Source organism: Epilithonimonas caeni DSM 17710, assembly GCF_000426465.1.
Lineage (GTDB): Bacteria > Bacteroidota > Bacteroidia > Flavobacteriales > Weeksellaceae > Epilithonimonas > Epilithonimonas caeni.
Map to the genome: position 1 here is coordinate 22,756 of NZ_AUFK01000017.1, position 14,516 is coordinate 37,271.

Annotated in this window: 11 protein-coding genes and 1 riboswitch; of the genes, 4 read left to right on the forward strand and 7 right to left on the reverse strand. The window is 36.2% G+C overall.

What is annotated here, in order from left to right; all coding sequences use genetic code 11:
• Positions 1-4: 4 nt before the first annotated feature.
• Positions 5-1,030, forward strand: a complete 1,026-nt coding sequence (locus K319_RS0110255; RefSeq protein ID WP_027383584.1) for a lysylphosphatidylglycerol synthase transmembrane domain-containing protein — start codon at positions 5-7, stop codon at positions 1,028-1,030.
• Positions 1,031-1,078: 48 nt separating this feature from the next.
• Here the strand turns inward: K319_RS0110255 and K319_RS0110260 are convergent, their stop codons facing one another.
• The gene (locus K319_RS0110260; RefSeq protein WP_027383585.1) at positions 1,079-2,365 is read right to left on the reverse strand and encodes a DUF2130 domain-containing protein; all 1,287 of its coding nucleotides are present in this window, start codon (positions 2,363-2,365) and stop codon (positions 1,079-1,081) included.
• A gap of 142 nt (positions 2,366-2,507) precedes the next feature.
• Here K319_RS0110260 and uvrC point away from each other — a divergent pair, with 142 nt between their 5' ends.
• Positions 2,508-4,310, forward strand: coding sequence for an excinuclease ABC subunit UvrC (gene uvrC, locus K319_RS0110265; protein ID WP_027383586.1), 1,803 nt, complete (start codon positions 2,508-2,510; stop codon positions 4,308-4,310).
• Positions 4,311-4,369: 59 nt separating this feature from the next.
• Positions 4,370-4,936: a hypothetical protein gene (locus K319_RS0110270; RefSeq protein ID WP_027383587.1), complete on the forward strand. Its 567-nt coding sequence runs from the start codon at positions 4,370-4,372 to the stop codon at positions 4,934-4,936.
• A gap of 56 nt (positions 4,937-4,992) precedes the next feature.
• Here K319_RS0110270 and K319_RS0110275 read toward each other — a convergent pair whose 3' ends face one another.
• The 6 genes from K319_RS0110275 to K319_RS0110310 all read right to left on the reverse strand — a co-directional run bounded on the left by K319_RS0110275 (position 4,993) and on the right by K319_RS0110310 (position 13,134).
• Positions 4,993-7,221: a C25 family cysteine peptidase gene (locus tag K319_RS0110275; protein ID WP_027383588.1), complete on the reverse strand. Its 2,229-nt coding sequence runs from the start codon at positions 7,219-7,221 to the stop codon at positions 4,993-4,995.
• Between the two features lie 74 nt (positions 7,222-7,295).
• A complete protein-coding gene (locus tag K319_RS0110280) occupies positions 7,296-7,928 on the reverse strand; it encodes a trimeric intracellular cation channel family protein (protein ID WP_027383589.1) in 633 nt (210 codons plus the stop codon).
• A 40-nt stretch (positions 7,929-7,968) separates the two neighbouring features.
• Complete coding sequence (locus K319_RS0110285) at positions 7,969-8,733, reverse strand: exodeoxyribonuclease III (RefSeq protein WP_027383590.1); 765 nt, start codon at positions 8,731-8,733, stop codon at positions 7,969-7,971.
• Positions 8,734-9,179: 446 nt separating this feature from the next.
• A complete protein-coding gene (porX, locus tag K319_RS0110295) occupies positions 9,180-10,724 on the reverse strand; it encodes a T9SS response regulator signal transducer PorX (protein WP_027383591.1) in 1,545 nt (514 codons plus the stop codon).
• 326 nt (positions 10,725-11,050) lie between these two features.
• Positions 11,051-12,607, reverse strand: a complete 1,557-nt coding sequence (locus tag K319_RS0110300; protein WP_027383592.1) for an Rne/Rng family ribonuclease — start codon at positions 12,605-12,607, stop codon at positions 11,051-11,053.
• 236 nt (positions 12,608-12,843) lie between these two features.
• Positions 12,844-13,134: an HU family DNA-binding protein gene (locus tag K319_RS0110310; RefSeq protein ID WP_027383593.1), complete on the reverse strand. Its 291-nt coding sequence runs from the start codon at positions 13,132-13,134 to the stop codon at positions 12,844-12,846.
• 47 nt (positions 13,135-13,181) lie between these two features.
• Between K319_RS0110310 and mutY the strand changes: the two genes are divergently transcribed.
• Entirely contained in the window at positions 13,182-14,240 is a 1,059-nt protein-coding gene (mutY, locus tag K319_RS20180) for an A/G-specific adenine glycosylase (RefSeq protein WP_051230604.1), read from the forward strand.
• 45 nt (positions 14,241-14,285) lie between these two features.
• Positions 14,286-14,516: riboswitch (cobalamin riboswitch) on the forward strand.

Here is a 14,516-nt window from a genome sequence, read left to right on the forward strand (position 1 = left end):
CAATATCTTGGAAGAAAAGAAGCCATCATTACTCAAAAACGTAGTTACCGTTTTAATTTCCATTGCAATTGCGGGAGTTTTCCTTTGGGTCGCCCTCAGAGGTCTGGACTTTGACAAGATCAAACTTTCCTTACGAAAAGCAAATTATCTTTGGGTCCTTTTTGCGGCAGTTTTTGGTGTCTCAGCTTATATTTTCCGAGCTGTAAGATGGAATCTTCTCTTGGAACCAATGGGTTACAAAATCTCCAATAGTAATTCTCTTTGGTCACTTTCCTTCGGATATCTGATGAACCTTACTATTCCCCGAAGCGGCGAAGTTGCCCGTTCAACCGCACTTTACGGTGTAGAGAAAGTTCCTGTTGACAAATCTTTTGGAACGATTATTCTGGAACGTGTTGTTGATCTGGTTTGTATGGGAATTTTCGCATTATTGGCATTGGTTTTTAAATATGATGCATTAATTGCTTTTTACAAATCCGCTACTCAACAAAAAAAACAAACTCAACCTCAATCTGATTCTAATACAATTTATATTATTTTAGGTTGTATTGTTTTGGTCTTGATTTTATTTTTCATTTTCAGAAAATCATTACAAAAACTGTCTATTTATAATAAAATGATTAATTTCGGGAAAGGAATCTTCGAAGGGCTAAAATCCATTTTGAACCTTCGTCAGAAAGGAAAATTCATTATTCTGACAGCAGGAATCTGGATCTGTTATTTCTTTGCATCCTATTTGGTTTGCTTTGCGCTTCCGGAAACTTCTAATTTTACGCCTGCTGACGGATGTTTCATTTTGGTTGTCGGAACTTTAGGAATGATCATCCCTGCAAGTGGCGGAATTGGCGCATTTAATTTAGCCATGAAATTCGGGTTTACAGCATTATTCATTTCAATGGGGAAAGACGCCGTAGAAGGTGGAGAATTGGGTCTCGCCTACTCTTTCATCACATTACCTTTACAAATCATTATTATGCTCGTAATGGGCTTGATCTCAATTCCGATGTTGGCGAAGAATAGAAAGATTTAATTAAAAAAAAGAGCCAAATATTATTTGACTCTTAAATCTTGTTATATTTTATTTTAAGTCATCGAATTTTGCCTTCATCGTCGGGTTTCCGTAAGTCAGTTTTTTGATGGTCAAATCCTCTGCTTTGTTGTTTGCAAGACGCAGATTGTTAACAGATGAAAGTAACGCATCTTTTGTTTTTTGAAGATGAGATATTGTTTTATCGATTTCTTCAACGGCGGTCTTAAATTGTCGGCTTGCCAATTCATAATTTTTAGCAAATCCTTGTTTGAAGATATCTATTTTTTCTTCAAAATTAGTAATGTCAATATTTTGGTTCTTAACCAAAGCCAGTTCCTTTTTATATTGTAAAGAGTTTATGGCAGCATTTCTCAGAAGTGTAATTATTGGTATAAAAAACTGTGGCCGAACTACATACATTTTCGAAAATCGGTGCGAAACATCTACAATACCCGTATTGTAAAACTCGTTTTCGGCTTCTAATAATGAAACCATCACTGCATATTCGCATTTTTTTTCACCTCTGTCCTTATCCAGTTCCCGGAAGAAATCTTCATTCCGTTTTTTGGTTGCAGTCTGGTCGGCCTCGTTTTTCATCTCGAACATTATCGAAATGATCTCGTTACCCGAATCATCGAATTCCCGATAGATAAAATCGCCTTTACTTCCTGACCTCGAATCATTATCTTTTTCAAAATAGACATTCTGAAATGCGGTCGCACGCAGTTTATTAAACTCGATTTCGCAATGCTGCTCCAAAGTTTCACCAAGCATTTTTGTAGAAAGCCTGGCTTTCATTTCTTTTACCCGGTCAATCTCCTCGTCCTTGTACTTGATGATGATATCTTTTGATTTGAGCTTTTCATCAAATTGCTCTTTTAAAGATCTTTCTGAAAGTTCTTTTTCCAGATCTTTATTTTTCAGCTTATTTCTCAGTTCGTTTTTTTCGTTTTCGATACTGTTTTTTTCATGCTCAATTTTCTGGACAGCTTCTGAGATTGCCAATCTTTTTTCGGTTTCTGCTTTTTCAATTTTTGCTTTCAGTTCCAGAATTTCTTTTTCTTTTTCCGAAACTTTTCCTGTCATCTCCAATTCGCTAAGTGATTTTAACTGCGAGATTTCAGCATCTTTTTTGGAGAGCTGTTCTTGGAGATAACTTTTGAATTTTTCTTTATTAAGTTCGATCTCACTGTTTTTTTCTCTTTCAGCAATCCTTAACCGCTCTTGTAGTTCTTCTTCAAATTGATGGTTGCGAACTTGTTTCAGAATCTCCGCAAATCCCGCTTCGTCCACTTTAAAGGCCTTATGACAATTCGGACAAATGATTTCGTTCATAATATTTCGGTTTCGTAAAGGCAAGGTACAAATTAATGAATAATTTTAAAAAATAATATTCTCACATATCGGACAAATCAACGAGATTTTAAAAATTTGAACAAGCCCCAAATTTATAATTCATATTGCGTAAATTTGTTCTGTGAATCCCAACTTAGAACTTCAGCTCAAAACCCTTCCTTCAGAACCTGGCGTCTATCGATATTATGATAAGAACGACCAGCTTTTGTATGTCGGAAAAGCAAAACAACTTAATAAAAGAGTTCTTTCCTATTTCAACAAAAATCTTTCCGGTTATCGTACAAGGATCATGGTTTCGAAGATACACAGATTGGAAACTACTGTTGTAAACAGTGAATATGATGCTCTTTTGTTAGAAAATAATCTGATAAAAGAACACCAGCCGTTTTATAACGTGATGCTGAAAGACGACAAATCCTACCCATGGATCTGTATCAAGAATGAAGATTTTCCAAGAATTTTTCTAACCCGGACCAAAATAAAAGATGGTTCCGAATATTTTGGACCTTACGCCAAAGTAAGACCTGCAAGAATTCTTCTGGACACCATTAAAAATCTTTATAAAATAAGAACCTGCAACCTGAATCTTGCTCCTGAAAAAATCGCTGAAGGAAAATACCGCGTTTGCCTGGAGTATCATATCAAAAACTGTAACGGACCTTGTGAAGACCTCGAATCCAAAGAAGATTATGATGAAAAAGTAGAAGCGATCCGAGGGATCATCAAAGGTGACTTTCGTTACGCTAAGAAATATCTGGAGGACAGAATGTATCGCTTTGCAGCAAATCTGGAATTCGAGAAAGCTCAGATGATAAAGCAGAATATCGAATCTCTGGATGATTACCAAGCAAAACATACGGTTGTGAATCCTAGTATTGATGATGTGGATGTTTTCGGGATGACGAGCGATGAAACGGCGGCTTATGTCAATTATTTCAAAATCAGAAATGGTTCTATTGTCCAGAGTTTCACGACAGAAATCAAGAAGGTTTTAGAAGAAGCTGATGAAGATATTCTGGAAGAGGCAATAATCGAAATTCGTCAGAAATTTTTATCTGAATCGAGAGAAATTTTGATTCCATTTCATTTGGGAATAGAAATCCCGAATGTAAAACTGATTGTTCCGAAAGTTGGTGATAAGAAAAGAATCGTAGAACTTTCAGAAAAAAACGCGAAAGAATACCGTCTTGAAAAGTTGAAACAAGTTCAAATTGTTGACCCGGAAAGACATACGAATCGCATAATGGCCGAGATGCAAAAAATCCTGCATATGCCAGTTGAACCAAGACATATCGAAGGTTTTGACAACTCGAATATCCAGGGAACCAACCCTGTTTCTGCGTGTGTGGTGTTCAAAGACGGCAAGCCAAGCAAGGCAGATTACCGCATCTTCCATCCGAAAACCGTGGAAGGCCCAAATGACTTTGCAACCATGGAAGAAGTAATCTACAGACGTTACAGAAGATTGATTGACGAAGGCGAACCTTTACCCCAACTGATTCTGATCGACGGTGGAAAGGGGCAATTGTCTTCCGCCGTCAAAAGTTTGAAACTGCTTGGACTGTACGGAAAAATCACTATAATCGGAATTGCTAAAAGATTGGAAGAAATTTATTTTCCGGAAGATTCAATTCCATTATATATTGACAAAAAAGCTGAAACGCTGAAAATCCTTCAGCGCGTACGGGACGAAGCACACCGATTTGGAGTCAAACACCACAGGACGAGAAGAAAAAATTCGACTATAAAATCTGAGCTGGAAGAAATCCAAGGTGTTGGTCCGAAATCTGTTGAACTGCTTTTATCGAAACTGAAATCGGTTAAAAGGATCAAAGAGTCCGACCTGGCCACTTTGGAAGAAATTCTCGGAAAGTCTAAGGCAAAAATCGTTTGGGAGTTTTTTAATTCTTCTGAAAATTCATAACATCACAACTATCGGAATTCTTCTTGTTAATTCTTATCTTTGCAACCTAAATTTTAAAAATGAACAAATACATAAAGTTTGTAGCGGCTGCGCTTATAATCGCTGCAGGAATATTTCTTATATTTAATAGAAGTTGGGGCTGGGGAACAGTTTTAATTATACTTTCAGCTATTCCTATCGCACTTTTCTTCAAAAACGAAAATATTCTTTTGGCCTTTTGGCAACTGAGGAAACAAAATATGGTAAAAGCTTCCAAATTTTTATCGAATATTACAAACTACAAATCTCAGCTTCATAAAAGCCAATATGGCTACTTCTATTATCTGCAAGCTTTGACAACTGCTCAGGACAATCCACAAAAAACAGAAGGATTGATGAAAAAAGCTCTGGAATACGGCTTGAATATGAAACACGACAGAGCAATGGCAAAACTGAATTTGGCAGCCTCTGCACTTTCAAAAGGTAGAAAAAATGAGGCTCAGAAACTTCTGGAAGAAGCGAAACAACTGGATTCTGCCGGGATGATGACCGACCAGATCAAAATGATGAAGGATCAGCTGAAAATGCCAACGATGCAAAAACATATGCACAACCCGAATATGAGAAACAGAGGAAAATTCTTCTAGTTAAATAAAATTAAAGGAGCGAAATAATTTCGCTCCTTTTTATGTATAGATTTTGATTATTCAACGATTAGTTTCTCTGAATAAGCTTTGTTGTCAATCTCGTATTTCAAAAGATAAGTTCCTTTTGGATATTTGGAAACATTGATTTCTAATTTCTTATCTGATGTATTACTAATTGTCTGCAACAATTTCCCTGTTAGATCATAAAGCAAAACTTTCGTTGGTCTAGCATTTTTCCAAGTCAAGTTTACAATATCTTTTGCAGGAATCGGATAAACACTGACACCATTTTTCTTGAAAGATGCTACCCCCAAAGTCTTAACTGCAATGGTTGCCTGATATGGTTTGAAGTTTTGCTTGGTCGCTGTAATCATCAATGATTCTCCATCAGCAATTTCACTCAAATCAAATACAACATTCCCATTTTTACTATGTGCAGAAGCTATAATATTTCCATTCTTTGTTAAAGAAACAACAGCATTTTCTTCTTCACAAATGATTGTCAAAGTCTGAGAAGTTGGGTCAATCTGGTTTGGATGCTGTAATTCTAAATTCTTCGTTGTATCATTTCTGAAAACAACTGAAGGATCACCAAAAAGAACCCAGGTCTGCATAACCTCAACAGCAGTTGCCGAATCATTATAACTTTCCAACATTCCTATCTGTGAGTTGTAAAACAATCCTCCAATGGTTTCTTTTTTATTGTTCTCATAAACTTCTGTAAGGATATTAGTCATCTCGTCCTGCGTTTCCATTGGCTCTGCCCAAGCCATCAAAATTGTAGAAGCCGCAGTAGCAATAGAACCTGCAGGAGAATTGTTATAATTTACCGACATCAGATCTTCCGCAAGGCAGGTTTTTCCGACAAATGTTCCATTATTACAAGCTACGGAAACTACAAAAGGATACATGCCATTGTTCTTAAGTTGTTTAACATTTGTAGAAGTATAATTTCCAGTTACCATTAGATTCAAGTCGCCGTGTCCTGTGTAATTGAATAATCCGACTCCGGAATTCATGGCGCTATTGATCATCGTTGGTGTTGGCTCTCCCGCCACATCTTCACCGCCTTGCGAACCTTGATAAAACTCGTAAACAATTTGATAACCATAATCTTTCAATTGGGTTCTGATCTTTCTAAGATGCACATAATCTGCTTCTCCATCGTTTCCATATCCGTTTCCTTCATTAGAACCAATCCCTATGGCATTCTTCATCCAATCACCCGCAAGAGGGTTTTTCTCATATTCCAAAATCCTGTCTGTCATAGTTTTAATACCCACACTATTTCCGGACAGTCTTCCTACGAAAGCTTCCGGATAATAATCATTGGTCAATTGTCCGTAATAAGAGTCGCTCCAATGTTGTTCTCCGCCATAATAACCATAGGTATGCGAAGGTACATCTCCGGAATCGCCGACCAAAAGAATGTAAACCAAATTAGGATTGGTTTGGTAGAAATTGGTGATATAATTTTTGATAGCCGTATCTGTTGTTCCAGTCTCTGTTGTGTTCACAACCGTTGTTTTGATGCCTTTTTCTCTCTTCCAGCTCACCAAAGAACTTAGTTGATTTTCAAAAGCAGGAGCCGTAATAATCAACAAATCTCCCTCTTCTTTTGCTGGAGTATATTTGTCTGAAGTTAAGTGATTAAGATAATGCTTGGAATAAATATCATTAAAGAAAGTATTATCTGTTTTCTTAAAAACAATTTCATTTGCTCCTTTTTTGTCATTCAGCACAACTTCTACTCTCAGATTTTTATAGATTCTAAGTTTGTGCTGAACAGGATTGTATTGATAAGGAAAAAGTGAAAACGTAACACCTCTCGTATTTCTCAGAATATGGGGGGCTCCAAATTGGGCCAACTTTCCGGGAAAGAAATCATCTTTTCTATAATTCTCACTGAAAACATACGGTATCGTTTCCGGGTCAGTGTTCCTTTTCAGGTTTCCTTTGGATGGAACGATATCAATATTATTGATATCTTCGTAGCTGTCATATACTATTTTATAACTGAAGTTTCCTTTTTCCGGAAGCTGAATAGATCTGGAGAAATATGGCATTGCAGGATTTCCTGCTTCGGACATCAGAACCGAATATTGTTTGGAAAAAGTATGGTAATTTTTACCATTGATGCTTTTCTCTGTTTTTTCAAAATTATTGAGTTCAAAATCAACAGTAATATTCTCATTATCAGAATTGATCAATTTGAAATCTTGCGCAAATGAGTTACCGGAAAGAAAAATCAATATTAAAGAAGAAAATAGTACATTTTTTATCATACGTTTTATTTTTTATCAAATATATAAATTTAAAGCTAATATATTCCATAAATTTTAACAAAAGATAAATTTTACTACATTTCATCATTTTGTTCATAGCCATAAAATTTCGGAATTTGCCAATGGTATTTTACAGCGAGGGTCCGAATGGTCACAATCAAAATAATGGTGAAAATCTGAATGAATCCATAAGAAAGAACAGAATATTCTGATAGCAGTAAAAATATCCCTCCGCCGATAATACACGCGGTTGCATAAATCTCCTTTCGGAAGACCAGAGGAATTCTATTCAGTAAAATATCTCGGATAATTCCTCCAAAACAACCGGTAATTGTTCCCAAAGTCAAACAAATTAATGGATGAAGGCCTTCATTAAGACCTTTTTGAATTCCAATGATTGTGAATAATCCCAGCCCGAAACTATCAAAAATAAATAATGTAACCTTGAAATTTTTCTCAATAGATTTGAAAATCATAGAAAATACGCAAGTGAAAAATATCAATGAGCAAGTCAACATATCCGTCATCCAAAAAACGGGAACATCCAAAAGCAGATCTCTTACTGTCCCGCCTCCAACAGAAGTTACGAATGCAATGATCAATACGCCGAAAGGGTCGAGACGCTTCTGCATTGCCGCAAAACTGCCGGACATTGCAAAAGAAATGGTTCCTAAAACCTCGATGATAAAATTGAATTGTTCGTGCACGGTTTGGGGTCAGAGAGTTAAGAGTTATTGAGTTTGTTGGTTATAATTCGAATTCTACGAGGACCGGGCAATGGTCAGAGTGTTTTACTTCTGCTAAAATGACGGCTCTGGTCATTTTTTCTTTCAAAGGTTCTGAGACAAAATTGTAATCCAAGCGCCAGCCTTTGTTCCTTGCTCGTGAGCCTGCCCTGTAACTCCACCAGGAATATTGGCCAGGCTGGTCATTGAAATATCTGAAACTGTCCGTAAGTCGATTTTCCTCCATAAAGTTGGTCATCCATTCCCGTTCCATCGGAAGGAAGCCAGATGTATTGGCCAAACCAATTGGATTATGAATATCAATAGCTTCGTGGCAGATATTAAAATCTCCGCTGATAATGAGATTCGGGATTGTTTTTCTGAGTTCTTTGATGTAATCCAAAAAATCAAAACAGAATTGCATTTTGAAATCGAGTCTTTCTATATTAGAAGCGGATGGAACATAAACCGAAATCACGGAAAAGCCGTCAAAATCCGCACGCATTATTCTGCCTTCGTTGTCGTAGCTTTCTATTCCGCAGCCGTATTCTATATGGTTTGGTTTTACTCTGGAAGCGATTCCTACGCCGCTGTAACCTTTTTTAACCGCCGAATGCCAGTAGCTGTTATAGCCTAATTTTTCGAAACTTTCTATATCGATCTGGTCATTTCCCGCTTTACTTTCCTGGATGCAAATGATGTCCGGGTTTGCAACATTGAGCCAGCCCAAAAAATCTTTTGTAAATGCAGCGCGGATTCCGTTGACGTTGTAGGAAATGATTCTCATAGTTTTTATAATTGATAAATGATAGTTGATGAATGATTTTGCTTGATTTAACACAAAGGCACAAAGATTTTTTAATAAAAAAATACGTTTTTGAGGCACGATGAAAATCAAAGATTTCAGTTTTAAAGATGCTATAGGCTTTTTGTCTTAAATATAAGAATTTCCTAATTTATTTGTGTCTTTTTTTAGTTTGTAAAGGTCGGGATTTTGATTGAATGGTCAAAAGAAATATAAAACGACTTTCTAGCCCCGATAGGAACGGCATCCTTTTTCTTTTTGGCTTCGACAGGCTCAGCCTGACAATGTGGGAAAAAGAAAAAGATATAGTGGATAGCGGGCGGGACAAGTGAAAGGAATGAACAAACTTCTTGCTCCTAAAAAGAAAAAGGCGGAAAAAGTTGCCTCTTTCCGCCCAATAAACCCAAATCAAATAAACTATGAAAAAACTACTTGGGTTCTAGGATACTTATCGGGATGATGACTTCTTCCAGGGAAATCCCTCCGTGCTGATAAGTGTCTTTGTAATAATTCACAAAGTGATTATAGTTCTTCGGGTATGCTAAAAATATATTGTTCTTGGCGAAAATATACTTGGAACTCAGATTGCCTTTTGGTAGAAAAAGTTTGTCGGGATTGTTGATCGCCCAAACATCTTTGTCCTCGTAGGTCAAGCTTCGTCCGGTTTTGTATCTTATATTGGTAGACGTTTCTCTGTCGCCAACTACCTTACTAGGTTTTTTAACATAAATTGTGCCGTGATCGGTTGTAATGACCAATTTGAATCCATTTTCTGCTGCCGTTTTGATAATTTTCAGCAAAGAAGAATTCTCGAACCAGTTGTAAGTCAATGACCTGAAAGTTTTATCATCTCTAATCAATTGATTTACAATATTGTTATCTGTTTTCGCATGGGACAGAATATCGATAAAGTTGTAAACTATGACTAATAAATCATTGCTCTTATGCTGATTGAAGTCGTCTAAAATCTTTCTTTCAAAGTCCGAATTGAGGATTTTCAGATATTTCATTGATTTGCTGGATAGTCCCAAACGCTTCATCTGGTCTTCCAAGAAATCTCTCTCGTGTTCGTTTTTGTTACCTTCTTCATTGTCATTGAACCAATATTCCGGGAATCTTTTTTCTATCTCAGAAGGCATCAATCCTGCAAAAAATGAGTTTCTAGCGTACTGTGTAGCTGTTGGCAAAATGCTGAAATAATAATCCTCCGAAGTTTTATTATAGAACTTCGTGAACAAGGGTTCAATTACTTTCCATTGGTCGTATCTCAGATTATCAATCATCAACAGAAGAACTTTTTCTTTTTCCAACTCCGGCTTCACTTTATCTTTGAAAAGCGTGTGGCTCATCATCGGTTTCTCGTTGCTATGAAGCCATTCTTCGTAATTATTCTCTATGAATTTCGAGAATTGGATATTGGCTTCTTCTTTTTGATTTTGAAGCAAGTCCGCAAACTCATTATCCGAAACTTTATCGAATTTCACTTCCCAGCTCAAGATTTTCTTATAATATTCTGCCCAATCCTGATAAGTTCTTAGGTAGGACAGCTCCATACTCAGATTTCGGAATTCCTGCTGATAATCTACAATTGTTTTTTGCTCGACCAGAGATTCGCTTTGCAATATTTTTTTGAGTGATAACAAGACCTGGTTTGGATTAACTGGCTTCAAAATATAATCTTCAATTTGCGAGCCAATTGCCTGTTCCATAATGTGTTCCTCTTCACTCTTGGTAACCATTACGATTTTGAGTGCATTATCTTTTTCCTTAATCATGGGAATTGCTTCCAGACCGGAGATCCCGGGCATATTTTCGTCAAGAAGAGTTAACTCGAATTTTTCCTTTTCTATCATTTCCAACGCTTCATTCACATTATTCACCGGTGTAACGTTGTACCCTTTATTCTCTAGGAAGACGATGTGTGGTTTCAGCAAATCGACCTCATCATCAATCCATAAAATTTTTCTTGACATATAAATTTATATTTGTTTTTAAACTATCAAAATTATGACCAAAATATCATAATAATGATTTAAATAACAGAATCATGGCGTTAAATATTAGTTAAAGAAAAAATTATTTGATTATTTTTGAGTTAAAACTATTTTTCAAGCATGAAATCACCTTTCAGTCTATTACTAATTTTCACTTTTACATTGTTTTTTTCACAGGATTTCGAATGGGGGAAAGAAAATCAAAGACTATATTAACTTCACGGATAAAATTACTAAGGCAGTCTCTAAAATTGCAGTGATAAAGAAAAAGTAAAAGGCAAATCTTAAAGATTTGCCTTGATTTTTTAATTGGAGAAACTCATCAATTCCTTCTTCTGGGCATTGTAGAGATGAAATTCCAGCATTTTGAAGGAATCTCTCGGAATGATGGTTACCCATTTTTTGTATTTCAAAAACCATTTGTTTTGGATACTTGTCAATCCTTTGGTAAGGTAGGCTTCCACAAATGGATGCACATGGAGGAAAAGCTTGCCTTTTTCTGTCTGCATAATGGTTCTGATAGAATCTTCCATTTTTTCGACAATCACGATCGGAGCGATGATCTCGCCGTCTTTGTTCGGATTTTCTTCAGACGTTTCGATGTGCTTTTCAGCCCGCACACGCTGTCTTGTCATCTGGATCAAACCAAATTTTGAAGGTGGCAAGATTTTATGTCTTGCTTTGTCACGCTTCATTTCTTCACGAAAATGTTCGTATAATTCCTTTCTGTGTTCGGGGTCGGTCATATCGATAAAATCGACAACGATGATTCCGCCCATATCTCGAAGACGCAACTGTCTTGCAATTTCCGTTGCTGCCATTTTGTTGACATTCAGTGCATGTGTCTTGTTCGTATTGGCGGATGAAATATTATTCCCAGAATTCACATCTACGACGTGAAGTGCCTCTGTATGTTCAATAACCAGATAAGCACCTTTGGAAGCCGGGATATTCACGTGCTTGCCAAAACTCTGTTTCAGTTGTTTTTCGACATTATAATACTCCAAAAGTGGAATATGCGAATCGTAGAACTGAACAATATTTTTGCGTTCCGGAGCAATAACTTCGATATAAGCCTTCATATCCTCAACCATCTTTTCGTCATCACAAATGATACTCACGAAATCTTGGTTGAAGTTATCTCTTAAAATCGAAGACGCTTTATCTTCCTCGCTCAAGATCTTACTCGGAACTTTATTTTTCTGAATATTTTTAAACGTAGATTCCCACTTTTTCACCAGCTGATTCATATCATTATGAAGCTCAGCTACTTTCTTGCCTTCCGCCACTGTCCTGATAATTACACCGAAACCTTCCGGACGAATACTTTCTATCAAAGTCTTCAGTCTGGTTTTTTCTTCCGGGTTACTTACTTTTTTGGATACAGAGATCTTGTTATCAAAAGGGATCAGGACCAGAAAACGACCTGTAAGAGAGATCTGTGTAGAGATCCTCGGTCCTTTTGTAGAAATTGGTTCTTTTGTAATCTGCAATAATACCAGATCTCCGGCAGAAAGCACCTTGTCAACAGTTCCCAGTTTATCGATATCTTTTGCCGTTTCAAAATTTTTGAGACTCGGAGATTGTTGTTTTTTTGAAATTGTATTCTTGAGAAATTTCTGGTAAGAAAGGAATTGCGGACCCAGATCCTGATAATGGAGAAACGCATCTTTGTCTGTTCCGATGTTTACAAATGCTGCGTTGAGATTGGGTGCAAGTTTTTTGATTTTACCTAAAAAAAGGTCCCCGACTACGAAATCGGTTTTTGTTTCTTGTTCGTGAAGTTCAAAAAGGCGGCCATCTTCCAATAAAGCAATTTTTGAAGCATCTCCCTCATTGGAAATAATCAGTTCTTTTTTCATAACTTCATAAAAAGGTTTTATTAAAATTAGGTTGTAAATATAAAACAAAAATATAGCTGGCAAAGTGCCAACTATATTTAATATGTTTAAGACTCAAAAAGGCTAAATTATTTTTTCTTTTTGTGTCTGTTTGCTCTTCTTCTTTTCTTTCTTTTGTGAGTTGCAACCTTGTGTCTTTTTCTCTTTTTTCCGCTTGGCATAATTTATATTTTTTTATACTGTTAATACTCGATTAATTATTTTACTGCAACTTTGGTCTTTACTTTTTCCACAAAAGTTTTTGAAGGTTTGAAAGCAGGAATATTGTGAGCAGGAATTTCTATCGCTGTATTCTTAGAAATGTTTCTTCCTGTTTTAGCTGCTCTTGTTTTGATGATAAAAGAACCGAAACCTCTTAAGTAAACGTTATCTCCGTTATACATAGATGTTCTGATTTCCTGCATAAAAGCTTCGATAACTTTCTGTGTATCATTCTTTTCTACTCCCAGCTTGTTCGAGATGGTATTTACCAATTCTGCCTTTGTCATTTTCTAAAATTCTTTATATTTTTGGTGTGCAAATATAAGACATATTTTTGAAAACAAACAAACAAAATGCTGATTTTCTTCACATTGGAAAAAAGCTTACAAAGTGGTATGATACCAATGCCAGACAACTTCCCTGGAGAGAAAACCAGCTTCCTTATAATATATGGATCAGTGAGATTGTCCTGCAGCAAACCCAGGTAAAACAAGGACTGGGTCATTATCTCAGATTCATAGAAAGATTTCCTACCGTAAAAGAACTTCACAATGCTTCGGAGGATGATGTATTATTATATTGGAAAGGGTTGGGCTACTATTCCCGAGCGATCAATCTTCACAAGGCGTCTCATCAGATCGTAGAAGATTTCGGTGAAGAATTTCCTAATCATTATAGTGATATTTTAAAACTAAAAGGCGTCGGAAAATATACCGCTGCGGCAATTGCGAGCATTTGTTTTGAGGAGAAAATTCCGGCTGTTGACGGGAACTTCTATAGAGTTCTTTCAAGAATATTTGCTGATGATTTTGATATTTCAAGTTCTAAAGCTTTCCGGTATTTTTCTGATCTAGCTTTATTGATCATGCCTGATGATAAATCCGGAGAATTCAATCAGGCAATAATGGATATCGGTTCGGAGATCTGCAAACCAAAAAATCCACTTTGCGGAGAATGTCCCGTGAATGATGATTGCATAGCCTACCAGACCGGAAGAGTTTCTGAATTCCCTATAAAAACAAAGAAAGCAAAAGTCTCTGATCTAAGTTTGAGATACTTCTTCGTTAAACATAAAAACCAATTCTTAATTAAGCAAAGGGGCAATGATTTTATCTGGAAAAAGTTGTACGAATTTCCAACCTCTGTCCCTACTGAATGGGAAGAGTTTATCATTAATTCAAAAATTGTGAATCACAAATTGACACATAAAAATCTCTCAATAGAGATCCGCACAGTTGAATTGGATTCGAAAAAGAAATTTGAAACATTTGCTTCCAATAATAATTTTCTGATTGTCGATGAAAAACAAGCTGATGAAAAATCATTTCCAAAACCATTGGAAAATTTCTACAAAAATATCGGCAAACCAGAAATTGGAGAGCTTCAGTTTTAAGAATAATTAATATTTTCGTCTGAACTTCATTATATTTGCAAAAATTTGGTTCCGAGTTTTTCGGATTAAAATGGGAATGAAGTGTAATTCTTCAACTGTCCCCGCAACTGTAAATCGCAACTGGTTTAATTAATAATGAAAATTTAATAATTAAATTTTAAAATGATTTTGCTAAGAATAATTAGTTTTTAATAATTCTTTATTCATCAAAATGTCATTGCCCGCCATAGGCGTGTGAGAAGGCGCAAAATCAGCGAAAGTCAGGAGACCTGCCAA

What these genes read in the sequence shown, in the direction of transcription:
- K319_RS0110285 (WP_027383590.1), bottom strand. Translation starts at nt 8,733, where the DNA reads ATGAGAATCATTTCCTACAACGTCAACGGAATCCGCGCTGCATTTACA.
- K319_RS0110310 (WP_027383593.1), bottom strand. Translation starts at nt 13,134, where the DNA reads ATGACAAAGGCAGAATTGGTAAATACCATCTCGAACAAGCTGGGAGTA.
- K319_RS0110260 (WP_027383585.1), bottom strand. Translation starts at nt 2,365, where the DNA reads ATGAACGAAATCATTTGTCCGAATTGTCATAAGGCCTTTAAAGTGGAC.
- K319_RS0110275 (WP_027383588.1), bottom strand. Translation starts at nt 7,221, where the DNA reads ATGATAAAAAATGTACTATTTTCTTCTTTAATATTGATTTTTCTTTCC.
- porX (WP_027383591.1), bottom strand. Translation starts at nt 10,724, where the DNA reads ATGTCAAGAAAAATTTTATGGATTGATGATGAGGTCGATTTGCTGAAA.
- K319_RS0110300 (WP_027383592.1), bottom strand. Translation starts at nt 12,607, where the DNA reads ATGAAAAAAGAACTGATTATTTCCAATGAGGGAGATGCTTCAAAAATT.
- K319_RS0110270 (WP_027383587.1), top strand. Translation starts at nt 4,370, where the DNA reads ATGAACAAATACATAAAGTTTGTAGCGGCTGCGCTTATAATCGCTGCA.